The following is a 22505-nucleotide window of genomic DNA, read 5'->3' on the forward strand; positions in this document are numbered from 1 at the left end:
GTCCGCGAACAGAACGTTCCCTGAACACGAAGCCGAACATGAAGCGCCCCGCCGCCGCGGGGTCGGCCGGAAGAGGCGTACAACAGTGATCATCGCAGCGTCCGCAGTGCTCATCCTCACCAGCCTGCTCATGGTGGTCCTCGTGCTCGCGCACAAGGGCAAGGGCGGGGGCCTGTCGGACATGTTCGGCGGCGGCGTCACCTCGTCCCTGGGCGGGTCGTCGGTGGTCGAGCGCAACCTGGACCGGCTGACCGTCGCCACCGGCGTCATCTGGTTCGCCTCGATCATCGTGCTCGGGCTGCTGTTCAAGAGCAAGGGCGTCGGCTGAGCAGGCCGTGACACAGCGAAATGTCCCGCCGCGTGGTCAGTGCGGCGCGGACGCACACGAACGAGGAGTGAATCCGTGGGTAGTGGAAACGCGATTCGGGGCAGCCGGGTCGGCGCCGGTCCGATGGGGGAGGCCGAGCGCGGAGACGCGGCCCCCAGGGTCTGGGTGACCTTCTACTGCGCCAACCGGCACGAGACCCGCCCCAGTTTCGCGACCGACGTCGCCGTTCCCGACACCTGGGACTGCCCGCGCTGCGGGTTCCCGGCGGGCCAGGACTCCGCCAACCCCCCGGCTCCGCCCAAGACCGAGCCGTACAAGACGCACCTGGCGTACGTGAAGGAGCGGCGCAGCGACGAGGACGGCGAGGCCATCCTCGAGGAGGCGCTGGCCAAGCTCCGCGAGAAGCGCGCCAAGGTCAAGGCCGCCATGGAGGCCGCCCGGGTCTGAGCCCCCGCGTTCTCCCGCCACCAGGTCGGCGCCCTCGCACGATCTGGACAGCCCGGTTTCCCGTAGGGGAGCCGGGCTTTACGCGTCCCCGGCGGCGGCCTTCGCAGCGGTCGTCGGGGCGGTCTTCGCGGTGCTCTCCGCGGCTGCCGGGGCCGCGTCCGCGCCGTCCGGGAGCGCTCCTTCCCGAAGCACGGGGGCGGTGCGGCGGGCGAGCCGCCGGCCGAGGCGCTGCAGCGGCGCCTCGATCCACCGGTAGGTGAGGTGGCTCACCAGCAGCACCGCGACCAGGTACGGGACGAGCAGCAGCGGCGCGTCGGCGCGGGGCCGCCCGATCGTGATGTCGGAGACGATCAGCAGCACCGGATGCACCAGGTACACCGAATAGCTGATCAGGCCGAGCCGGGTGAGCCAGCGCGGGACGCGGCGGCGGCGCAGCGCCATGCCGAGCGCGAACACCAGCGCGGTGACCAGGATGCCGATCGTCCAGGCGCGCTTGAGGACGAACTCGGTCTGCCCCGGCGCGTACACGGTGATGTGCCACAGCCCGCCGCCGATCGCCGCGGCCAGCACGGCGGTCACGGCGACGGCGGCGGCGCGCACGCTGATCTGGCCGCGCTCGGCCCGGTGGATGGCGGTGCCGGCGAACATCACCGCGAGCAGGGCCAGGCCCTCCCACGCCTCGACGCGCGCGTTGCCCAGCAGCAGCACGGCCGCCAGCGCCCCGCCGAGCAGCGCGCCCGTCCGGGCGAGCCGGGTCCGCGACGAGCAGGCCAGCGCGATCGCCGCGGCCATGACGAGCGCGGCGGTCACCGCGACGGTGGTGATGCCGTGGTCCCGCGACAGCGCCGCGGTGGGCAGCAGGACGCCCAGTCCCAGCGCGGCCACGGCCAGCGCGGTGGCGATGGAGGCCGAGTGCCGGTCGAGGCGGCCCAGCGCGAACAGCGCCACCACCAGCAGATAGAAGATCATCTCGTAGGACAGCGTCCAGAGGACGTTGAGCGCGCTGGGCACCGCGAGCAGGTCCTGCATCATCGTCAGGTGCGCCGCGATCGCGCCGAGCGGATCGTAGGCCTCCCCGAGGCGCTGCCGGAGCGGCATCAGGCCGGTGACCGCCAGCAGCAGCGTGACGGCCAGCACCGCGAGCAGCAGCGGGTAGATCCGGAACAGCCGGCTGATCCAGAACCGCCGCGCCGATCCGGTGCGTTCCAGGGACGCGGGGATGATGTAGCCGCTGACGAGGAAGAACAGCAGCACGCCGCTGTTGCCCGGGTCCAGCCACCGCAGGATCTCGTGCCGGAACTGCGGGAGGTAGTGGTAGCAGCCGTGGTGGAGGGCCACCGCGATGGCCGCGATGCCGCGCAGCGCGTCCAGCCATCCCAGCCGCTCGGCCCCGGTGGGCGCCGGGGCGGGCCCGTTCTGCGGGGCGGCTCCGTCCGCCGGGCCTCCCGGGGGAGAGGTATCCGGCACCAATCGGGTGGGATGTCCGGTTTGCATTACCCGCCGACCTTAGTGGACCTTGTTCACCTCGTTCGCGCCGACCGGGGCGATCTCACCGGATGTTCAGCGAACTCTCAGTCAACGCGCGGCTTTCCCCGGCGCCGATACGGTTCTCTCGTGCCTTCATCCACGTCAGGGGAACCGCCGTTCTCGGTGTGGCTGCGCCCGGAGCGGGCGCGGCGGGACCGGCGGCTGAGCCGCGAGCGGATCGTCCGGGCCGCCGTGGCGCTGCTGGACGCCGAGGGCGTCCGCGGGCTGTCCATGCGCCGGGTGGCCGCCGACCTGGAGGTGACCGCCGGCTCCCTCTACTGGTACGTGACCACCAAGGACGAGCTGATGGAACTGGCCATGGACGAGGTCCTCGGCGAGGTCCTCGGCGAGGTCCTCGGTGAGGTGAGCGAGCGGGGCCCCGCGCCCGAGGGCGAGTGGCGGACGGCCCTGGAGCGCATGGCCCGCGGGCAGCGCGCGATGCTGCTGCGCCACCCCTGGATGCTGTCGGACCTGGCGTCCCAGCCCAATCTCGGCCCGAACGCGCTGGCCCTCGCCGACGCCGGGCTGCGGCTGCTGGCCACCGCGGGGTTCCGGGACGGCGAACTGGACGCGGCGCTGGCGGCGATCACCGACCATGTCGTCGGCGCGGTCGCCGCCGAGATCTCCTGGCGCACCGTGACCGAGCGCACCGGGGCGCGCGCCGGGGGCACGGCCGACTGGCGGGAGCGGGCGGGCGGCTTCCTGGAGCGGGTCGCCGAGGAGTACCCGCTGCTCGGCCGGCGGCTCGGTGCGGGCGGGCCGGTGGACCCGGGGGCCGAGTCGGAGCGGCGCTTCGCCTACGCGCTCGGCTGCCTGCTGGACGGTCTGGAGGCCCGCCGCGGCGGACGGCCCCCGGCCTAGCCGACCGGCGCTTCCGGGCGAGCGGCCGCCGGCGCCCGTGCCGGTCGGCGGCGGCCCGGTATGCTTGGCGGACGCGACTGGCGCAGTCAAGGTGGAGTCGACCACCGGGGAGCGAAGCACGTCCGCACACCGCGCGCCTGGGTGTACGGGCCCCGCAAGCCGGGGGTCCGCGCCGAGCGCACCGGTCCTCCGGCCGACCAGCAGGTTCGACCAGCAGGCTCGACCGGCACGGAGGCCGCCATGCACCAGCCGTCCCTTCCGCATCTCGCCGACCAGGACCCCGAACTCGCCGGACTGGTCGAGGCCGAGGCCCGCCGCCAGTTCGAGAAGATCAGGCTCATCGCCTCGGAGAACTACGTCTCGCCCGCCGTGCTGGAGGCCACCGGCTCGGTGCTGACCAACAAGTACTCCGAGGGCTACGCGGGCCGCCGCTACTACGAGGGCCAGCAGAACATCGACCCGATCGAGCTGCTGGCCGTCGAGCGGGCCAGGACGCTGTTCGGGGTGGAGCACGCCAACGTCCAGCCGTACTCGGGCTCGCCGGCCAACCTGGCCGTCTACATGGCCTTCCTGCGGCCCGGCGACACCGTCATGGGGCTGTCGCTGCCGATGGGCGGGCACCTCACGCACGGCTGGTCGGTGTCGGCGACCGGCAAGTGGTTCAACCCGGTCCGGTACGAGGTGCGCGCCGACACCGGCCGGGTCGACCTGGACGAGGTCCGCGACCTGGCGCTCAAGGAGCGGCCCAAGCTCATCTGGTGCGGCGGCACCGCGATCCCGCGCATGATCGACTTCGCCGGGTTCGCCGAGATCGCGCGCGAGGCGGGCGCGGTGCTGGCGGCCGACATCGCGCACATCGCGGGGCTGGTCGCCGGCGGCGCGCACCCGTCCCCGGCGGGGCACGCCGACGTGATCTCCACGACGACGCACAAGACGCTGCGCGGGCCGCGCGGGGCGATGGTGATGTCGACGGCCGAGCACGCCTCCGCGGTCGACAAGGCGGTCTTCCCCGGCCTGCAGGGCGGCCCGCACAACCACACGACCGCCGCGATCGCGGTCGCGCTGAAGGAGGCGGCCCGGCCCGACTTCTCCGCCTACGCCCACCGGATCGTCGCCAACGCCAAGGCGCTGGCGGAGGCGCTGCTGGAGCGCGGCTTCGACCTCATCTCCGGCGGCACCGACAACCACCTCATCCTCATCGACCTGACGAACAAGGGCGTACCGGGCAAGCCCGCGGCGCAGGCCCTCGACCGGGCCGGGATCGAGCTGAACCACAACGCGGTGCCGTTCGACCCGCGCAAGCCGTTCGACCCCTCCGGGCTGCGGGTGGGCACCGCCGCGATCACCACGCGCGGGCTGGAGCCCGGCCAGATGCCGCGCGTGGCGGCGTGGATCGACGACATCGTCCGGGCCACGGCGCGCGGGGAGGACGAGACGGCGGGGGAGGAGCGGCGCGTGGCGGCGGAGATCCGCGAGCTGCTGGCGGCCCACCCGATGCCGGGCTGGGCCCCGGCCCCCTGAGCCCCGGCTCCCCTCGCCGCGGAGCGCCCGGTCAGCGCGTCCGGGCCGCCCGGAACACGCTGATCATCCGCCAGGCGTCGGGGTCGGTGACGGCGACCTCGCCGAAGTCGCCGTACCGGGCGACCGGCTCCAGCGCGCCCGACAGCCGCACCGCCGCGTCCAGCTCGGTCGCGCTCCAGAACCGGTAGGGGACCACGTCCTGGACGACCCGGACCGGCCCGCCGCCCTCGGCGATGGTCATCGTGACGCGGTCGTCGGAGATCTGGGTGACGGGGTCGAGCCGGTCGGTCGGTTCGCCCCAGCGGACGGTGGCGCGCGCCTCGCCGCGCTCCACCGTCCACCCGGTGCTGGTGCTCGGCTCGTCGCCGAGCCGGTCGGCGGGATGCGACATCTCGACGATGTAGAGGCCGCCGCCGGCCAGGTGGGCGGCGGCCCGGTCGAGGTGCGCGGTGAAGGCGTCCAGGTCCATCAGGTGGGAGGTGGAGTCGAGCATGGTCACCACCAGGTCGAAGGTGCGCCCCAGGTCGAAGGCGGTCATGTCGTCCTGGACGACCTCCAGCTCGACCCCCTCGGCCTTGGCCCGCTCGGCGGCGTAGGCGCACATCGCCGGGTGCAGGTCCAGCGCGGTCGCCGCGACGCCGCGCCGGGCGAACTCGCGGGCGTGCTCGGCCGGGCCCGCCGCCAGCTCCAGCACGCGGCCGACCGGCCCGGCGGCCCCGGTGCGGTGCCGGGCGCACCAGCCCAGCAGCACGTCCACCTCGGCGGGCACGTCGCGGAACGAGCATGCCAGCTCGTAGGCCCAGGGATCGTCATAGATGCCGGTCACCCGGCCATCCTGTCACCCCCGCCGCCCCGCCCGGAGCGTCCCGGCCGGAGGGCGGGGCGCGGGGCGGCCGTCCAGGCGCAGCCGGATCTCGACGATCCCGGGGTCCTCGGTACGGCGCGTCCGCCCGCCCAGCGCGGTGAACAGCCGCCGGATCCGCACGTTCTCGCTCAGCGCCGTGGCGCGCAGCTCCACCAGCCCCCGGTCGCGGGCCAGCACGACCAGCAGTTCGGCCAGCGCCCGTCCCAGGCCCCGGCCCTGCCAGGCGTCCTCCACCAGGAACGCCAGTTCCGCGACGCCCGGATCGAGCAGGTGGACCAGGTGCGCCAGTGCCAGCAGCGACCCGTCGGGGCCCTCGGCGACGAGGGTGAGGCCGCGGTCGGGCACGCACAGCAGGTCCATGGCCCGCCGCGACGGGAACGGTTTGGGGCTGAAGTACCGCATCCGGCGGGAGTCCTGCGAGCAGCGCAGGTGCATGGCCTGGACCGCGTCGGCGTCGCGGGGCTCGATGGGGCGCACCACCACGTGCGTGCCGTCGCGCAGCGGGACCAGGCGCCGCGAGGGCCGCGGGGCCCGGGGCGGCTGGACGGCGCGGACCAGCGCGTCCGCCCGGGCGGCCTCGGTCGCGGTGAACGGCAGCCCGGGCCGGGCCAGCCGCACCGCGCGCCCGTCCCCGGCCGGGACGTGCAGCACGTCGGCCCGCCCGGCGTCGGCGCGGGCGGGCCTGGACGCGGTCCAGGCGGCGTCCTCGGCGCGCAGCAGTTCGGCCAGCGCGGCGGGCAGAGCCCCGGGATCGCCCTGCAGCCGCGCCACCAGCGCCAGGGCGCGGGTGGGCTCGTCCACGAGCTCGTGCGGGCGGGCGGGGACGACCGCGGTGCGGGAGCCGCCGGCCGCGGCCAGCGCCTCCTTCAGCCCGCCGGGGTCGGCGCCGGCGGCGGGCATGTCGACGATGAACTCGTCGACCACGCCCTCGGTGTCGACCTGCACGGAGAGGCCGAGGATGTTGGCGCCTCGCCGGGCCAGCGCGGCGGTGAGCACGGCCAGGCGGCCCGGCCCGTCCTCGATCTCGGTACGGATGCGCAGCAGCGGCATGTGGACCGTTCCTTCGCTGGTCGGTGGAACCTCGGTGTGATCCACCGGCCACGCTGGCCGAACGCTGTTACGGAACCGCTACGTCACCATGAGCCCCCGGTTTCACCTTCTGGACACCACTTGAGGGGGCCCCGCCGAACGCCTAGCGTGCGGTGGGTGATCGATCACCCCGCCAACGCCGAATCCGGCGACGAGCACCCCGCCGAGGAGCGCCCCGGCGCCCGCCTGCCCCTGCTGAGGCCCGGCCTGCTGGGCGAGGAGCAGCGGGAGGTGTACGAGGCGGTCACCGGCGGCCCGCGCCGCGACGGCCCCTCGGTCATCCGCTACATGGACGACGAGGGCCGGCTGCTGGGCCCGTTCAACGCGATGCTCTACAGCCCGGCGGTCGGCCTGCCGCTGCAGGAGCTGGGCGCCGCGCTGCGCTTCCGCACCGCCTTCACCAAGCGGGAGCGGGAGATCGCGATTCTGGTGGTGGCGGCGCACCGCCGCTCGGACTTCGAGTGGTACGCGCACGAGCGGATCGGGCGCCGCGCCGGGCTGACCGAGAAGGAGCTGGCCGCGATCCGCCAGGGCGGCGCGCCCATGCTGGGCGACGTGCGCGAGCGGGTGGTGTGCGAGGCGGCCCGCCAGATGATCGCCGACGGCGACCTGAGCGACCCCGTCTACACCGAGGCCGTGGCGACGCTGGGCCGCGCCGCCGTGGTGGAACTGGTGACCCTGGTCGGCTACTACTCGGCGCTGGCGCTGCAGATGCGGGTGTTCCGGGTGGGGGCCCCGGCGGGCGAGCCAGTGCCCGACTGGGGGCCGGCCGAGGGACCGTACGGCCCCGGCCCGGAGGACGGCGATGCTTGACGTCCTGCGCACCGGGCGCCTGGTCCTGCATCCGGTCGGCACCGGCGACCACCGGGCGCTGCTGCGGCACTGGACGGGCCCGCGGGTCCGCCGCCACCTGTTCGACGACCGGATCCTGTGCGCCGAGCAGGTCACCGAGATCATCGAGGCCAGCCTGCACGACTTCGCCACCGAGGGGTACGGCCTGTGGGCGCTGCGGTTCGCGCCGCCGGACACCGGCCCGGACGCGCTCGACCCGTTCGCCCTGCTCGATCCTGTGCCGGGCGCGCCGCTGGCCGGGGTGGTGGGCCTGCGCCGGATGGAGGGGCCCGGGCACGGGCTCGACGTCGAGATCGTCTACAGCCTTGAGCCTGAGCACTGGGGCCGGGGGCTGGCGGCGGAGGCGGCGCGGGCCGTCCTCGACCACGCCTTCGAGGTGCTGGCGCTGCCGCGCGTGATCGCCGAGATCGACGAGGGCAACGCCGCCTCCGCCGAGGTCGCCGAGCACCTCGGCATGCGCCCGTACGCGGGGGCCTTCGAGGGCGCCTCGGACGGCCTGACGCGTTACGTGGCCGAGCGGGCGGGCACTCCGGAGACCGTCGAGGCCTGACCGGCGGCACGAGTCCGGACCCCCGCGCGGGGCTCAGCCCGAGACCAGCCGCTGGACGTCGGCGTACGACGGCGTCCCCTCCGGCGGCCTGTGCTCCAGCGCCGTCGTAACGGCGGCGCGCAGTGCCGCGCGGAACAGCAGCGAACCGTAGCTGATCCGCCGCACGCCCATTGCGGCCAGGCCGTCGACGGTCACCCTGCCGGGCAGGAAGAGCACGTTCACGGGCAGGGGCGTCGCGTCCACGACGGCCCGCACGTCCCTCTCCTCGGCGATCCCGGGGACGAAGACGCCGTCCGCGCCCGCCTCGGTGTAGGCGCGCACCCGCTCCAGGGCCTCCTCCTCGTGCCCGGAGAGCCAGTACGCGTCCGTCCGGGCGTTCACGAACAGCCCGGGGGCCGCCTCCTTGATCGCCTCGATCAGCACGCACTGCGGGCCGGGCGGCGCCAGCGAGCCGCCGGGCCGCCCGTCCTCGATGTTGATCCCGGCGACGCCGCAGGAATCCAGTTCGGCCGCCAGCGCCGCCACCTCCTCGGGGAGCTCGGAGAACCCTCCCTCGATGTCGACCGTGATGGGCACCGGCAGCCGCACCAGGGCGCGCGTCAGGGCCAGCGTCTCCGCGCGGGTGCCGCCCTCGGCGTCCGGCTTCCCCGCCGCCGCGGCCACGCCGAGGCTCGTGGTGCCGATCGCGGGGAAGCCCGCCTCGGCCAGCGCCGCGCCGCTCGCGAAGTCCCAGGCGTTCGGCAGGAGCAGCGGGCGCTCCCGCCGGTGCAGGTCGTGGAAGGTGTTGGTTCCCATGTCACGACGCTATGCCCGGGACCGTTCGGCCTCCGTCGAAGGGTCGGCGCCGGGCGCGCGGTGGGGCTGGCACCACCCATGGCAGGGGGAACGCCAGATTGTCTCACTTGAGATCATCTCTGATACTCCTATTCATGGACAAGCCACTGATGAGCCGCCGTACCGCCCTGCGCGCGAGCGCCCTGGCAGGGGCCGCCGGGGTCGCCGGTCTCGCCGCGACCGCCGACCCCTCGGGTGCGGCCGAGCCCGCCTCGGACGGGGGCGCGGGCCGTATCGACACCCACCACCACGCGCTGCCCCCGGCCATGCGCGAATGGGCGGTCCAGCACGGCCTGCTCCCGCCGCAGGGCGGACCACGCTGGGGCCAGTGGGACCTGCGGGAGACCCTGGAGACCATGGACGCCAACCGGATCGCGCTTGGCGTCGCCTCCTCGCCCGCCCCGTCCGAGGTCTTCCACGACAAGAAGCTCGCCGCCTCCGGAACCCGCGTCTTCAACGAGTCCCTCGCCGACCTGGTCAGGAGCCGTCCCACCCGCTTCGGCTTCTTCGCCTACCTCCCGCTCCTGCACGTGGACGTCGCCCTCAAGGAGGCCGCCTACGCGCTGGACGACCTCGGCGCCGACGGCGTCCTGATGATGAACACCGCCGGCGGGCGCTACCTGGGCGACAGGGCCTTCGACCCGCTGTTCGCCGAGCTGAACCGGCGCCGCGCCGTCATCATGACCCACCCCGACGCCCTCCCCGAGGACCCCCGGCCCATCCCCGGCGTCGAGAACTGGGTCGCCGACTTCATGTACGACACCACCCGCTGCGCCCTCAACCTCATCGCCTCGGGAACGATGGACCGCTACCCGCGCATGTCGGTCATCCTGTCCCACGGCGGCGGCTTCCTGCCCTACATCGGGGGACGCGTCGAACGCGCGGGCCGCCTCGGCGAGGGCCCGGACCCAGGCGCCTTCCGCCGCGCCCTCAAGCGGTTCCACTACGACACCGCGCTGCCGCTGTCGCCGTACGCCTCGCCGACGCTGCTCGACGCCGTCGGCGCCGGACGCATCCTGTACGGCACCGACTGGCCGCAGGTGGAGGCGGGCGAGGTCGCCCACGCCCGCCGCGCGTTCGACCGCGACCCCCACCTGTCCGCACGGGCGCGCGCCGCCATCAACCGCGGTAACGCCCTCCGCCTCCTCCCCACGGTCGCCGCCCGCCTCCGCTGACAGGATGCGGTCGTCCGCCGGAGGGCCGTAGCCCTCCTGAGTCCGGATGTTTTGCGGAATGGGGGAAAAAGATTGTTCTGACGCGTTTGAGGCTCTCGGGGCGGGTAGCGGTTCCTGCGCGGCCATCCTGCTGGGAACCGCATGGGGTGGGAGCGGAACGGCCGGAACGGGTGAGCTGGGGGGCACCCCCGTTCCGGCCGTTCATCCACGCGCGGCGACCCTCAGCGGCGCCGGTTGCGGATGATGAAGACGACGGCGACGACGAGGGCGACGACGGCCACGACGCCGGCGACGTAGAAGAGCCACTCGGGAGCCTCTTCCTCGCGTGGAACGTCCGCCAGGAGTCCGATCATGTCTCTTCTCTCTCCACGGCCCCGTCGGCCCCGGTGACGGAGCCCGCGCCCGCCAGCAGGGCGAGCAGGACGGGGAACTCCAGGTACGCGTGATAACTCGCGATGGCACCGTACAGGGTCTTACCACCCGCATAGTCCGATACGAAGAGAACCGCCAGCAAGGCCGTTCCCGCGATGCCCAGGAGCCAGGCCCGGTGCCCCCGCAGGGCCGAGGCGCGCCGCTCGAAGCGCTCCGTGGCGGGACGGCCGTGCCGCGGCATGAACCACACCCAGACGACGTAGTGCATCGTCTGCAGGAACGCGAAGACGACGAGCAGGCGCAGGGCGAAGGCGGTGTCGAGCCAGGCGGGCGGGGTGTAGGCGGCCAGCAGGCGGTCGCCGCCGCCCGCGAACGCCGCCGCCGCGCCGTCCTGGTCGCCGCCCAGCCACGGGTCGAACGCCCCCGCCAGGATCAGCGCCGGAATCACCAGGACCCACGCGGCCTGCGTCACGCGGAACGCCGTGCGCCCGGTCCGCAGATCGCGGGCCCACTCCCAGAGGAAGAACAGCGGCACCACGTTGTGCAGGTGGGAGAGGAAGACGAAATGGTAGGCGGGGAACGCCAGTGAGCCCGCGGTCGCGAGACCCAGGGCCGTGAGGGCCGCTCCCAGCAGCAGCGGGCGGCGGCGCAGGCCCCATCCGCAGGCCGCGGCCAGGACGAGATAGCCCAGCAGGATCTCGGCGCCCCGCGACCACCAGAACATGGGCAGGAGGCGGCACAGCACGATGCCCGTGACGAGCGCCAGCAGGAGAGCGAGGAAGCGCCCGGTGAGGATCGCGTCGAAACGGCCCGACACGTACCGCAGTTCCAGCACGTTGTGGAGAATGCCGAACATGGCCAGGCCGACGACCGTCACCGTGGCGGGCAGCCGCAGCGCCGCCACGAGCGCGGCGGTGACCACGACGCAGAAGATCACGACGAGCGTGCGCGGCGCCGCCGCCCCTGCGCCGACGGGCCGCGGCCGCCCTGCGGGCAGCGCCTCGGTCGCGATGGCCGTCCCCCTCGTCCCGTGACCGGCTATCCGGCCGCGCTCGCCCTGACCCTCGCCGTCGAACTGCCGGTCTACGCCGTCGCGCTGCGGGTCCTGCTGCGGGCACGGCTCCTGCCGGTGCTCGCGGCGGCGGTCGCGGTCAACCTCGTCACCCACCCCCTCGTGTGGTGGGCGCTGGGCGCGGCGGCGCGGTCCAGGGGAGGGTACGAGATCGCGCTGCTCCCTGTCGAGATCGCCGCCTGGCTCGCCGAGGCCGCGCTGCTGGGGGCGCTGCTGCGGAGGCCGGGGCGGGCGTGCCTGCACGCCGCGCTCGCCGCCAACGCCGCGTCCCTGCTGGCAGGACTGGTGGCCATCGTGGCTTGACCTCAAGTTCGGTCGAGTTTCTAGCGTTCCCATGAACCGGCAAGGTGTGCCGGTCCGATGAGGGGGGTGAGACATGACCATCTCCACTGGAGAAGCCGCGGCCGTGACCGTGCTCGGTCTGGGCGAGATGGGCTTCGCCCTGGCGGGCGCGTTCCTGGACGCCGGGCATCCGGTGACCGTGTGGAACCGCACGCCGGAGAAGGGCGACGCCCTGGTCGCCAGGGGAGCCCAGCGGGCGGCGACCGTCCGCGAGGCCGTCCGCGCGGGGGAGCTCGTCGTCGTCAGCGTGAAGGGCAACCCCACCGCCCGCGACCTGCTGGAGTCGGCGGGCGGCGAGGCGCTGGCCGGGCGCTCGGTGCTCAACCTCACCGACGGGACGTCGGCGGAGGCCAGGGCCGTCGCCGACTGGGCGGCCGGCCACGGCATCGGCTACCTGCACGGCCAGATCATGACGATCGCGCCCGGCATCGGGCATGCCGAGGCGGTCGTCTTCTACGGCGGCGACCGGTCCGTGTACGACCGGCACCACCCGCAGCTGGACCTCCTGGGCGGGCGGGGCACCCTGATCGGCGACGACCCGGGCGTCCCCGCGCTGTACGGGATGGCCGTGCACGGCACCATGTGGGGCATGCTGAACGGCTTCCTGCACGCCGCCGCGCTGCTGGAGAGCGCGGGCGTCGAGACCGGGCGGTTCCTGGAGCAGGCCCGCCCGTCGATGTCCGCCCTGGTGTCGTTCCTGCCGTCGATCGCCGAGGAGGTCGACCGGAGCGAGCACGCGGTGGAGTTCGGCGCGCTGAAGCACCACCTGCCGTCCCTGGAGGACCTGGTCCGGGAGAGCGGGGAGCGGGGGATCGACACCGCGTTCCCCCGCCGCACCCTCGATCTGGTGGCCGCCGCGGTCGCCGACGGGCACGCCGACGACAGCTACTCCCGCCTCGTCGAGCACTTCCGGAAGGGCTGAAGGCGGGGCCCTCACCCAGGAGGCTGCTCCTGGGGGCCCAGCCAGAGGCCGCCGTTCGCCTCGATCACGCCGCCGGTGATCCAGCGGGCCTCGTCGGACGCCAGGAACGCCACGGCGTCGGCGATGTCGGCAGGGCGTCCGATCCTGCCGAGAGCGGTGGCCGCGGACATCCCGGCCCTGACCGCGGGGTCGTCCAGGAACCCGTTGATCCCGGTGTCGGTGGCGCCCGGCCGCACCGTGTTGACCGTGATGCCGCGGGGCCCCAGCGCGCCGGCCAGGGTGCGGCTCATGACCTCCAGGGCGCCCTTGCTCATCGCGTAGGCGATCTGGGACGGCACGGCGATCCGCGCGGCGGCGGACGAGATGTTGATCACGCGTCCGCCGTCGCGCAGCAGCGGCAGCACCGCCTGGACGAGGAACAGCGGCGCCTTCACGTTGACGGCGAAGACCTCGTCGAACTGCCGGGGCGTGAGCCGCTCCACCGAGCCGGCGAACAGGGTGTCCAGATCGCCGCACGCCGCATTGTTGACCAGGACGTCCAGCGCCCGCCCGCGCAGCCCCTCGGTCAATCCGGCGAGCAGCGTGTCCACGTCACCGTCCACGCCGAACTCGGCCCGCACGGCGAACGCCTCCCCGCCCGCCTTCTCGATCGCGGACACCGTGTCGCGCGCGGCGTCGCCGTCGCGGCCGTAGTGCACGGCGACCAGTGCCCCGTCGGCGGCCAGCCGCCGGGCGATGGCCCGTCCCATACCGCGCGAGGCGCCGGTCACCAGCGCCGTCCTTCCGTTCATATCCATCGCGGCCTCCTGAGGATCGATCTAACGGGGTCGACCCTCCGACACCCCGCTCACCGATCGCTCACCGTCCCGCGCCGCTTCGGCGGCGGGCCGCACACGATGCTCCAGGGCAACGCGGCGGGCCCGCCCGTAGTGGGCACGTGCCAGCGCCGCATCCCCCGCCTCCTCCGCGAGCAGGCCGAGCCCGAGCAGAACCCGGCAACGCGTGATCGCGGCGCTCAACGAGTCACGCCCGCAGCCGAGCAGGGCCTCCTCGTACAGAGCGCGGGCTGTGTCATGGTCGCCGCGCAGCCGCGCGATGTCGCCCAGCCCGCGCTGCGCCCCCGCCTGCGCCTCAGGCATCCCCGCCCGCCGCGCATGCGCAGCCGCCCGCTCATACCCGTCCCAGGCATCGACAAGGCGCCCGGCCGCCACGAGCCGGTCGGCATCCCGCACCAGCAACCGCGTAACGTCCTCCACCGCCCCAAGCCGCCCCACCAGCTCAAGCGCCTCCCCAAGCAGACCGCCCGCCATGCCCAGCCCGACGGGCCCGCCCAGTCCGACGGAGCTTCCGTCCGGGCTGTCAGAGGCTCCGAACGACCCGGTGGAGGCCATGCCCGTGCCAGCGGAGCCGTTGTTCGGGGTGGGGGAGGCGCCGGGTGCGGTGAGAGAGGGCCAGGTCGGGGTGGTGAGGGTGGCTAGTTGGTCGAGGGCGGTGGCGACGCCCCAGCGGTCGCCGGTTGTGCGGAAGCCGGCGAGGGCTGCCTCCAGGGCTCGTCGCGCGCGCGGGTGGTCGTCGTCCAGGAGGTGCGCCATGCCTTCGTCGAGTTGCGTGAAGGCGCGAGACCACGCGTCGGCGTCGCACGGTCCTTGGCGGGCGCGGGGGCCGGTCACCATGAGGCGGACCACCGACAGGGCGGGGTGGCGCAGGGGCGCCGGCGGGAGGTCTTGGAGGCGGGCTCGCAGCTCGCGGTCGTGGCCGGAGTCCCCGGCCGCGGCGTTGGCCAGGCACAGGACGTACTCCTCTTCGAGCCCTCGCGGTGGTTCGCCGCCGGCCGCCGCGAGCAGGTCGGCGGCGGCCGCGGCGCGCTCGCCGGCCTGTCCCCGCAGCTGCCCGTGCCAGGACAGCGCGGCGATCAGCCGCAGGCCCAGGACGGGGTCGGCGCGCACGGCCCACCGCAGCGCCGCGTCCATGTTGCCGCGCTCGGCGTCCAGACGGGCGAGCACGTCCAGCTGGCCGTGGCCGCGCAGGCGCGCGTCCGCGTCCACGGCGAGGTCGAGATGGTACGCCGCGTGCGCCGCCTCGAGCCGCCCGGCCTCGCCGGTCAGCCGTTCGGCGCAGAACTCCCGGACGGTCTCCAGCATCCGGTACCGGCCGCCGCCCGCCTCGACCATGGAGTGGTCGACCAGGGCGGCGAGGGTCCCCACGACGTCCCCGCCGCACACCCGCCGGACCGCCTCCAGCGTCGCGCCGCCGCGGAAGACCGTCAGCCGTGCGGCCAGCTCCCGTTCGGGACCGTCCAGCAGGTCCCAGCTCCACTCGATCGCCGACCGCAGCGTCCGGTGCCGCGGCGGCGCCGAGCGGTCTCCCCGGGACAGCAGGCCGAACCGGTCGTCGAGGAGCTCGGCGACCTCCTCCGCGGTCAGCGCCCGCAGCCGGGCGGCGGCCAGCTCGATCGCCAGCGGCAGCCCGTCCAGCGCCCGGCAGATCCGCAGCACCGTGCCGAGACCGGCGCCGCCGGCGGCGAAGTCCGGCCGCACCGCGGCGGCCCGGTCGGCGAACAGCCGCACCACCGGAGCCGACGCGGCCTCGGGCGCCGCCTCCGCCGGGACGCCCAGCGGCGCCACGGCGTGCAGGCACTCGCCGGTGACCTCCAGCCGCACCCGGCTCGTCACCAGGATCCGCAGGTCGGGGCAGTCGCCCAGCAGCCGGCGGGCGAGCCGGGCCACGGCGGCGGCGACCCGTTCGCAGCCGTCCAGGACGAGCAGCGTCCGCCGCCCCGCCAGCCCGGCGGCCAGCCGGTCGGCCGGGTCGCGGGGGCCGGACAGTCCCGGCACCGGCCCGGCACCGCGCAGCCCCAGCGCGCCGAGCACCGCCTGCGGCACGGCACCGGCGCCGGGCACGTCGGCCAGCTCGGCGAAGCACACCTCGCCCGGTTCCCGCCCGGCGGCCTCGATCGCCAGCCGCGTCTTGCCGACCCCGCCGGGCCCGGTGAGGGTGACCAGGCGCTCGCCACCCAGCAGCGCCGCGACCCGTTCGAGATCGGCGGCGCGTCCCACGAAGCCGGTGAGCTGCGCCGGAAGGCCCGCCGGGGACGCCTCGGCCAGGACGCGCCCGGCGTCCAGGATCGCGAGGTGCGCGCTCGCGAGCTCGGGGGAGGGGTCGACGCCGAGTTCCTCGGCCAGGGTGCGCCGCGCGTCCTCGAACACCCGGAGGGCCTCGGCCCGGCGCCCGATCCCGTCGAGCGCGCGCATCAGCTGCGCGCGCGGCCGTTCCCGCAGCGGATGCGCCGCCACCACCCGGGGCAACTCGGCGGCCAGCGCCCGGTGCTCGCCCCGCGCGAGCCGCGCCTCGGTGAGGTCCTCGACGGCCGCCGCCCGCAGGCCCTCCAGGCGCGCGGCCTCGGCCTCGGCGAACGGCGCGTCCCGCACGTCGGCGAGCGCCGGTCCCCGCCACAGGTCCAGGGCCCCGCCCAGCAGCCGCACGGCCCCGGCATGGTCGCCCGACGCCAGCGCGCGCCGCCCGTCCGCCGCCAGCCGCCCGAACCGGTGGAGGTCCACCTCGCCGGGATCGACGGCCAGCCGGTACCCGGCCGGCTCGAACTCGATGAGCGGGCCCGCCGCGCCCCCGGCCCGCAGCCGCCGCCGCAACCGGGACACCTGGGACTCCAGGGCATGCCCCGGATCGCCCGGCGGATGCGGCCCGTACAGGCCGTCGACGAGCTGCCGCAGGCCCACCGGCCTGCCCGCGTCCAGGATCAGCATCGCCAGCAGCGAGCGGGCGCGGGCCCCGCCGAGCGGTACCGGAGCGCCCCCGGCCGACCGCGCCTCCACCGCGCCCAGCACGCCGAACCGCACGGGTCACTCCTGCGCGGCGAACATCCAGGGGAGATGGGCCAGGCCTTCGTCCGCGTAGAGACGCCGGTCCTGTTCGGTGAGCCCGTAGGCGATGTCCTCCAGGACGGCGCAACGCGCGTAGTAGAGGACCCGATCGCGGTCGCAGGGCCCGTCGTAGTGGGCGAGGACGAGGTCGAAGACCTCGGGCCCCAGGTCCCTGTAGAGACGGGCCAGGTCGTGCATGGGGTCGGCGATGGCCGCGTCGGTCCAGTCGATGACGCCCGTGACCGCGCCGGTCTGGACGTCCACGAGGATGTGCTCCGCGCCCAGGTCGTTGTGGCAGAAGACCCGGGTTTCGGGCTCCGCCGGGGGAGGCGCGGCCAGGAACGCCTCGATCGCGGGGCGGAAGTCCCCGGGGATGTTGTCGGCGGCTTCGCCGTAGGCCGCCTCGGCGTCCTCCAGCCACGCCGCCGGGGGGTCGGTGTCGTGCGGCACGAGGCGTTCCATGCCGGCCGTGTCCGCCGTGTGCAATGCGTTGAGGAACCCGCCCAGGGCCGTGGCAAGCGGCTCGGGCTCGCCGACGGGACGGCCTAGCAGCGGCACCCCGGGGACCTTGGCGTAGGCGAGGACGCCCGACTCGTCGTCGGCGAACACCGGGACCGGCACCGGCAGGGGTGACATGCGGCTCACCGCCGCCAGCGTCTCCGCCTCGCGGCGCGGCTCGCCCTCGTCGGCGTCCCTGGAGATCCGGACGATGAGCTCACCGTCCACCTCGAACGCCAGGTTGTCCAGGCCCTCGCCCAGGGGGGCGATGGAACGGAAGTCTCGATGAGGCAGGTGCCGGGCCAGCGCGGCGCGGATCTCCGTGATCACCCCTAGACCTTAACGCCGTCCATGGAGCGCAGCGTCGCCGCGGCCCGGTCGCGCAGGAACTCCTCGGGGTCCTGGTCGGCGATGGCGCGCAGGTTCGGCTGGAACGCCTCGTAGCGGGAGAAGGACGCGGCGAAGACCGAGGCGTACCGCACGCGCGCGTCGCCGTCGGCCAGCGCCGCCCCGATCCGCCTGAACACCTGCTGGTCGAGTTTGGCGGGGGCGGCCAGCCCGAGGCGCAGCGCCGCCTGCCCGCGCGCACGCGGGTCCTGGGCCTGGTCGAACGACTGGCACAGCTCCTCCACCGTCCAGGGGCGGAGGGTCTGAACGGCGGTGGACGCCAGGGTCTCGACGAGCCCCTTCGGCGTGCCGGTGAAACGGATGTAGCCGATGCCGAACATCGCGTCCACCACGTAGTGGAGCGACCCGGTCTTCAGCACCTGTTTCCCGACCGGGTGACCGTCGGCCTGCCAGACGACCTCGCCATCGGTGCCGGCCTCGCGGTCCCGCTCGGTCACGCTGACCATCGGCCACCGGAGGCCCTTGGCGAACTCGTCGACATGCTCGACCGTCGTCTCGGGGCGGAGGACGCGCGGTCGCGTCGCGAAACGATCATCTGTACGAGACATGCGGGGCATTGTCCTGGGCCTGCTGACCGTTCGCCACTGGAATGCCACAATTGGTGTGCTTGCGCCTCTGTCACCTCCGACGCACCAGCCGCCCCGAACGCATCGGATATCCGGCTTTGCCGCACGCCCCGGCGGCGCCACCACCCTCATGCCCATGGCGGCGCTGCCCTGCTGCTGACGACGCGGCCTGGTGTCTCGGGCGTGGCCGACCCGCTGGGAGCGACGGACGGGCGCGGTGGCGGTGGCGGGCGGCCGAGTCGCGGTGGACGGAGGCGGCTCAGGTGTCGTTGGACTTGACGAAGCGGGACAGGAGGCGGGCGAACTCGCGGCGTTCCTCCTCGGTCCAGTCGTCCATGGCGGCGGCGAGGCTGTCGCGGCGGGTGCGGCGGGCCGCCTCGACGATCTCGCGGCCGGCGTCGGTGAGTTCCAGATGGACGCGGCGGCCGTCCTCCTGCGAGGCGACCCGGCGGACGTAGCCGGACTTGACGGCCTCGGCCACGATCCTGCTGCCGCGCGAGGCGTCCACGCCCAGGCGGGCGGCGACCAGGCCGACGCTCATCTCCTCGCCGGGCCCGTCGGGGCCCTCGTCGATCACGTCGGTGACATGCAGGATCTGCAGGTCGACGGGGAGGTTGTGCTCCCGGATCGCGGCCCTGCCCAGCCGCTGCCCGGCCATGCCGCGGCGCAGCCTGACCATGCTCCGTTCGACGGCGTCCAGCGCCTCCTCGCCCTGCGTCATGGGATCAGCCTAGCGGGACGGTTGCGCGGCTCATCTATGTGCTTCTAGCATCTATATGCTTAAGTCAATCAAATGCGAGGTGCACATGACTTCCACCGGGATGGGGCGGCGGGACCGGCTGCTGGTGTTCGCCGGGCTCATGCTGGCCGCGCTGATGTCGTCGCTGGACGCCACCGTCCTCGGCACGGCGCTGCCCACCATCGTCGGCGAGCTGGGCGGGCTCGACCGGATCGCGTGGGTGTCCACCGCCTACGTCCTGGCCACCAGCGTGACCGTCCCGCTGTCGGGGCGGCTCGGCGACCTGTTCGGCCGCCGCCGGATCTTCGTCACCGGCCTGCTGGGCTTCCTCGCCGGGTCGGCGGCCTGCGGCGCGGCGCCCTCGATGGACTGGCTGATCGCGTTCCGGGCGGTGCAGGGCGCCGGGGCGGGCTGCCTGATGGCCACGATGTTCGCGCTGACCGCCGACCTGTTCGAGCCGCGCGAGCGCGCCCGGTACCAGGGCTACTCCGCCGTCAACTTCGCCGTCGCGACCCTGGCCGGGCCGCTGGTCGGCGGGTTCCTCACCGACCACGCCTCCTGGCGCTGGGTGTTCTACGTCAACCTGCCGCTCGGCGCGGCGGCCCTGGTCACGACGCTGCTGTTCCTGCGGACGCCCGAGCCGGAGCGCAGGCCCCGCGTCGACTACCCCGGCATCGTCCTGCTCGGCGCCGCCGTCACCTGCTTCACGCTGCTCACCAGCTGGGCCGGGACGCGGTACGGCTGGACCGACCCGGTGATCCTCTGGCTCGCGGCCGCCAGCGCCGTGCTTCCGGTGCTGTGGGTCCTGGCCGAACGGCGCGCCGCCGAGCCCGTCATCCCGCCGCGCCTCTTCCGCGACCGCTCCTACAGCGTGGCCTGCGCGGTGGCCGTCGTCGGCGGCGCCACCGGCTTCGGGCTGGCCACCTACCTGCCGCTCTACTTCCAGGCGGTCGGGGGAGCGGGCGCCACCTCCTCCGGGCTCCTCCTGCTGCCGATGATGATCGGGCTGCTGATCGCGTCCATGGGCGCCGGGCGGTACGTCGCGGCGACCGGCCGCTACCACCGGCTGCCCGCCGCGAGCATGGCGGTCAGCGCCGCGGGCGTGGCGCTGCTGGCGACGATGACGACCGGCACCGGCCCCGTCACCGCCGGGCTCTTCATGGCGGTGCTGGGCTTCGGTGCCGGTCTCTCGCAGCAGGTCGTCATGCTCGTCGCGCAGAACGCGGCGCCCCGCCGCGACGTGGGCGCCGCGAGCTCGGGCGTCTTCGCGGCGCGGATGGCGGGGACCGCCGCGGGGATGGCCGTCTTCGGCGGCGTCCTGGCGAGCCGGTTCGCCGAGGAGGCCGCCCGGCGCGTCCCCGCGGGCGCGGTCCCCGCCTACGACGACGCGCTGCGGCCCGGGTACCTGCGGACCCTGCCGCCGGACGTCCGGGACGGCGTCGCCGCGGCCTTCGCCGAGGCGTTCTCGACGCTGTTCCTCACCGCGCTGCCGCTCCTGGCGGCCGGGCTCGCCGCGGCGCTCCTGCTGCGGCACGCGCCGCTCACTTCACCTCCCGGCGGAGCAGCCGGACCAGGCCGATGGCCATGGGGAGCAGCACCCAGGCCGCCACGGAGACCGCGGCCCGGGCCCACTCCCCGGAGGTGACGCCCGTCTCGGTGAGCGGGGCGAAGGTCCGGTTCGTGTCGAGCCAGCCCGCGGGCCCGCTCAGCTTCTTGATCATCTCGCCGAGCGTCGTCCAGACCGTCGGGAGCAGGAAGTACAGCACGATGGCCAGCGCGGGGCTCAGCAGCAGCATGCCGAACGCCACGCCCATCACGACCAGGGCCACCGAGACCAGCAGCCCCTGGCCCACCAGCGCGGGCGGCAGCGTCCAGGCCCCCTCCGACCGGCCCGCCAGCCCGCCGATCGCCCGCGCCGCCAGGGCGCTGGCCAGCCCGATCGCCACGAACGCGACGGCCAGCACCACGCTCCCCAGCAGCTTGGCCGACACCACGCGGCCGCGTTCCGGGACCAGCGCGAAGGTGGTCAGCGCGGTCCGCTGCGACCACTCGCCGGTCACCGACAGGATGCCCAGGACCGGCAGCAGGATCGACACCGCCGCCTGCGAGGCGATGAAGAACTCCCGCAGCGTCTGGTCCTCCGCCGGCACCGTGAAGATGATCACAGGCATGAGCGCGGGGGTGAACAGCGCGATGAGGATGAGGATCCAGCGCCCCGACCGGGTGTCGGTCATCTTCCGCAGCTCCACCGCCGTCAGCCGGGCGAGGGACGGGCGCGGCGGGTCGGCGAGCACGCCGCCCGGACCCGCGGCCGGGGGCACGGTCATGGTCGCGGTCACTTGACCACCTCCCTGGAGGGCGGCACGGGCGGTGCGATAGGCGCGGCGGGCGGTGGCGGGACGGCGGCGGCGGCCTCGGCGGTCAGGGCCAGGAACAGCTCCTCCAGCCCGCCCCCGCTGACCTGGCGAAGCTCCAGCAGCACGACCCCGGCCGCGGCGGCGGCCCGGCCCACCGCCTCCGCCGGCGCGTCCACCACGAAGGCCCCCTCGCCCTCGGGACGCGCCGGCAGCCCGGCGGCGGCCAGCGCGCCGTGCAGCGCGGCGGCGTCCAGCCCCCGCACCAGCACCCCGCCCGGCGCGGTCAGCAGCTCCTCCTTGGCGCCCTGGGCGGCGATCCGGCCGCCCGCGATCACCACGAAGCGGTCCGCGACGGCCTCCACCTCGCGCAGCAGGTGGGACGACAGCAGCACCGTCCCGCCCCGGTCGGCGAAGTCGCGCAGCAGGGTGCGCATCCAGAAGATGCCCTCGGGGTCCAGGCCGTTGGCGGGCTCGTCCAGGATCAGCACGCTCGGGTCGCCGATCAGGGCCTGGGCGATGCCGAGCCGCTGCCGCATGCCCAGCGAGTACCCGCCGACCCGGCGGCGCGCCGCCTTGGCGGGCAGCCCGACCCGTTCCAGCATCTCCACGGCGCGCGCCTGCTCGACCCCCAGGACCTGCGCGGCCAGGCCCAGGGTCTCCTTGCCCGTACGGCCCGGATGCATCGCGGCGGCGTCCAGCAGCACGCCGACATGCCGTCCCGGGTTGGCGATCCGCCGGTAGGGGACGCCCTTGACGGTCGCGGTGCCCGAGCTCGGCGGCGTCAGCCCGCAGATCATCCGCATCGTGGTGGACTTGCCCGCGCCGTTCGGGCCCAGGAATCCGGTGACGGTGCCGGGCTCGCAGCGGAACGACACCGCGTCGACCGCCGCGACCTCCCCGTAGCGCTTGCTCAGACGTTCGGCTTCGATCATGCCATCAGGCTGCCCGCCGGGCCCGGCCCGCCGCGTCGGCCGATGGTCGAACCCGCCCAGACCGAAGTCGATGCCGCCCGGTCCGCATGGCCCGGACGCCTCGGCTGTGTTCCAAAGCCCCGGCCCACCGCGCGAGCGCGTTACCTGGGCGGTGAGGCGATGCCGCGCTCGCCCAGGCCCGGTAGGCGAGAGCCGATAAGACCAGCGCCGCCAGGCGAGCGCCGTAGGCCGGGACTTTGAGACACAGCCTAGTAGGGCTTTGTTAGTTCGTCATGGTGGGTGCTGGTGGCATGTGGGGCATCGGCCGCTCCAGGTGGCGAGCAGCACTTGGAGCTGTTTGAGAATCTTGTAGAGACTCAGGCCGCCCCGG

23 protein-coding genes and 1 riboswitch are annotated in these 22505 nt (G+C 74.6%); of the genes, 10 read left to right on the forward strand and 13 right to left on the reverse strand.

The window, feature by feature from the left end; all coding sequences use genetic code 11:
- The first annotated feature begins 85 nt into the window (after positions 1-85).
- Positions 86-328, forward strand: a complete 243-nt coding sequence (gene secG / locus ACFPZN_RS48890; protein WP_378290749.1) for a preprotein translocase subunit SecG — start codon at positions 86-88, stop codon at positions 326-328.
- A gap of 75 nt (positions 329-403) precedes the next feature.
- Positions 404-775, forward strand: a complete 372-nt coding sequence (locus tag ACFPZN_RS48895; RefSeq protein ID WP_378290751.1) for an RNA polymerase-binding protein RbpA — start codon at positions 404-406, stop codon at positions 773-775.
- A 78-nt stretch (positions 776-853) separates the two neighbouring features.
- Here the strand turns inward: ACFPZN_RS48895 and ACFPZN_RS48900 are convergent, their stop codons facing one another.
- Entirely contained in the window at positions 854-2242 is a 1389-nt protein-coding gene (locus ACFPZN_RS48900) for an acyltransferase family protein (protein WP_378290753.1), read from the reverse strand.
- A gap of 147 nt (positions 2243-2389) precedes the next feature.
- On the opposite strand from ACFPZN_RS48900, the gene ACFPZN_RS48905 reads away from it, so the two are divergent.
- On the forward strand, positions 2390-3163 hold the full coding sequence (locus ACFPZN_RS48905; RefSeq protein WP_378290755.1) for a TetR/AcrR family transcriptional regulator: 774 nt from the start codon (positions 2390-2392) through the stop codon (positions 3161-3163).
- Between the two features lie 63 nt (positions 3164-3226).
- A riboswitch (ZMP/ZTP riboswitch) is annotated at positions 3227-3313 on the forward strand.
- A gap of 90 nt (positions 3314-3403) precedes the next feature.
- The gene (locus ACFPZN_RS48910; protein ID WP_378290757.1) at positions 3404-4684 is read left to right on the forward strand and encodes a serine hydroxymethyltransferase; all 1281 of its coding nucleotides are present in this window, start codon (positions 3404-3406) and stop codon (positions 4682-4684) included.
- A 31-nt stretch (positions 4685-4715) separates the two neighbouring features.
- On the opposite strand, the gene ACFPZN_RS48915 is transcribed toward ACFPZN_RS48910, so the two are convergent.
- Together ACFPZN_RS48915 and ACFPZN_RS48920 are read right to left on the reverse strand one after the other, a co-directional pair.
- Complete coding sequence (locus ACFPZN_RS48915) at positions 4716-5510, reverse strand: class I SAM-dependent methyltransferase (protein ID WP_378290759.1); 795 nt, start codon at positions 5508-5510, stop codon at positions 4716-4718.
- Between the two features lie 12 nt (positions 5511-5522).
- Positions 5523-6599, reverse strand: coding sequence for a GNAT family N-acetyltransferase (locus ACFPZN_RS48920; protein WP_378290761.1), 1077 nt, complete (start codon positions 6597-6599; stop codon positions 5523-5525).
- Between the two features lie 156 nt (positions 6600-6755).
- On the opposite strand from ACFPZN_RS48920, the gene ACFPZN_RS48925 reads away from it, so the two are divergent.
- Together ACFPZN_RS48925 and ACFPZN_RS48930 are read left to right on the forward strand one after the other, a co-directional pair.
- Positions 6756-7451 (forward strand): carboxymuconolactone decarboxylase family protein, encoded by a 696-nt coding sequence (locus ACFPZN_RS48925; RefSeq protein WP_378290763.1) that lies wholly within the window; start codon positions 6756-6758, stop codon positions 7449-7451.
- The gene (locus ACFPZN_RS48930) at positions 7444-8040 is read left to right on the forward strand and encodes a GNAT family N-acetyltransferase (protein WP_378290765.1); all 597 of its coding nucleotides are present in this window, start codon (positions 7444-7446) and stop codon (positions 8038-8040) included. Before ACFPZN_RS48925 ends, ACFPZN_RS48930 begins: the two co-directional genes overlap by 8 nt.
- 33 nt (positions 8041-8073) lie before the next feature.
- On the opposite strand, the gene ACFPZN_RS48935 is transcribed toward ACFPZN_RS48930, so the two are convergent.
- A complete protein-coding gene (locus tag ACFPZN_RS48935) occupies positions 8074-8835 on the reverse strand; it encodes an isocitrate lyase/PEP mutase family protein (protein ID WP_378290767.1) in 762 nt (253 codons plus the stop codon).
- Between the two features lie 134 nt (positions 8836-8969).
- Between ACFPZN_RS48935 and ACFPZN_RS48940 the strand changes: the two genes are divergently transcribed.
- Complete coding sequence (locus tag ACFPZN_RS48940) at positions 8970-10049, forward strand: amidohydrolase family protein (RefSeq protein ID WP_378290769.1); 1080 nt, start codon at positions 8970-8972, stop codon at positions 10047-10049.
- 221 nt (positions 10050-10270) lie between these two features.
- Here the strand turns inward: ACFPZN_RS48940 and ACFPZN_RS48945 are convergent, their stop codons facing one another.
- Together ACFPZN_RS48945 and ACFPZN_RS48950 are read right to left on the reverse strand one after the other, a co-directional pair.
- On the reverse strand, positions 10271-10402 hold the full coding sequence (locus ACFPZN_RS48945) for a hypothetical protein (protein WP_378290771.1): 132 nt from the start codon (positions 10400-10402) through the stop codon (positions 10271-10273).
- Positions 10399-11343: a hypothetical protein gene (locus tag ACFPZN_RS48950; RefSeq protein WP_378290773.1), complete on the reverse strand. Its 945-nt coding sequence runs from the start codon at positions 11341-11343 to the stop codon at positions 10399-10401. The genes ACFPZN_RS48945 and ACFPZN_RS48950 overlap by 4 nt, the downstream gene beginning before the upstream one ends.
- A gap of 108 nt (positions 11344-11451) precedes the next feature.
- On the opposite strand from ACFPZN_RS48950, the gene ACFPZN_RS48955 reads away from it, so the two are divergent.
- Both ACFPZN_RS48955 and ACFPZN_RS48960 read left to right on the forward strand, forming a co-directional pair.
- Positions 11452-11796, forward strand: coding sequence for a hypothetical protein (locus ACFPZN_RS48955; RefSeq protein WP_378290775.1), 345 nt, complete (start codon positions 11452-11454; stop codon positions 11794-11796).
- 73 nt (positions 11797-11869) lie between these two features.
- Positions 11870-12757: an NAD(P)-dependent oxidoreductase gene (locus ACFPZN_RS48960; protein WP_378290777.1), complete on the forward strand. Its 888-nt coding sequence runs from the start codon at positions 11870-11872 to the stop codon at positions 12755-12757.
- Between the two features lie 11 nt (positions 12758-12768).
- Here the strand turns inward: ACFPZN_RS48960 and ACFPZN_RS48965 are convergent, their stop codons facing one another.
- The 5 genes from ACFPZN_RS48965 to ACFPZN_RS48985 form a co-directional block, all read right to left on the reverse strand.
- Complete coding sequence (locus ACFPZN_RS48965; protein ID WP_378290780.1) at positions 12769-13554, reverse strand: SDR family NAD(P)-dependent oxidoreductase; 786 nt, start codon at positions 13552-13554, stop codon at positions 12769-12771.
- A 21-nt stretch (positions 13555-13575) separates the two neighbouring features.
- Positions 13576-16611, reverse strand: coding sequence for an ATP-binding protein (locus tag ACFPZN_RS48970; RefSeq protein WP_378290782.1), 3036 nt, complete (start codon positions 16609-16611; stop codon positions 13576-13578).
- A 3-nt stretch (positions 16612-16614) separates the two neighbouring features.
- On the reverse strand, positions 16615-17463 hold the full coding sequence (locus ACFPZN_RS48975; RefSeq protein WP_378290784.1) for a phosphotransferase family protein: 849 nt from the start codon (positions 17461-17463) through the stop codon (positions 16615-16617).
- Positions 17464-17465: 2 nt separating this feature from the next.
- Entirely contained in the window at positions 17466-18089 is a 624-nt protein-coding gene (locus ACFPZN_RS48980; protein ID WP_378290786.1) for a HEAT repeat domain-containing protein, read from the reverse strand.
- Positions 18090-18366: 277 nt separating this feature from the next.
- Positions 18367-18828: a MarR family winged helix-turn-helix transcriptional regulator gene (locus ACFPZN_RS48985; RefSeq protein ID WP_378290788.1), complete on the reverse strand. Its 462-nt coding sequence runs from the start codon at positions 18826-18828 to the stop codon at positions 18367-18369.
- Positions 18829-18913: 85 nt separating this feature from the next.
- On the opposite strand from ACFPZN_RS48985, the gene ACFPZN_RS48990 reads away from it, so the two are divergent.
- Complete coding sequence (locus tag ACFPZN_RS48990; RefSeq protein ID WP_378290790.1) at positions 18914-20491, forward strand: MDR family MFS transporter; 1578 nt, start codon at positions 18914-18916, stop codon at positions 20489-20491.
- Here the strand turns inward: ACFPZN_RS48990 and ACFPZN_RS48995 are convergent.
- On the reverse strand, positions 20388-21185 hold the full coding sequence (locus ACFPZN_RS48995; RefSeq protein WP_378290792.1) for an ABC transporter permease: 798 nt from the start codon (positions 21183-21185) through the stop codon (positions 20388-20390). The genes ACFPZN_RS48990 and ACFPZN_RS48995 overlap by 104 nt on opposite strands.
- Positions 21182-22135: an ABC transporter ATP-binding protein gene (locus tag ACFPZN_RS49000; protein ID WP_378290794.1), complete on the reverse strand. Its 954-nt coding sequence runs from the start codon at positions 22133-22135 to the stop codon at positions 21182-21184. Before ACFPZN_RS49000 ends, ACFPZN_RS48995 begins: the two co-directional genes overlap by 4 nt.
- Between the last annotated feature and the right edge of the window lie 370 nt (positions 22136-22505).

This window comes from Actinomadura rugatobispora (assembly GCF_042656285.1).
GTDB classification, from domain to species: Bacteria; Actinomycetota; Actinomycetes; order Streptosporangiales; family Streptosporangiaceae; genus Spirillospora; species Spirillospora rugatobispora.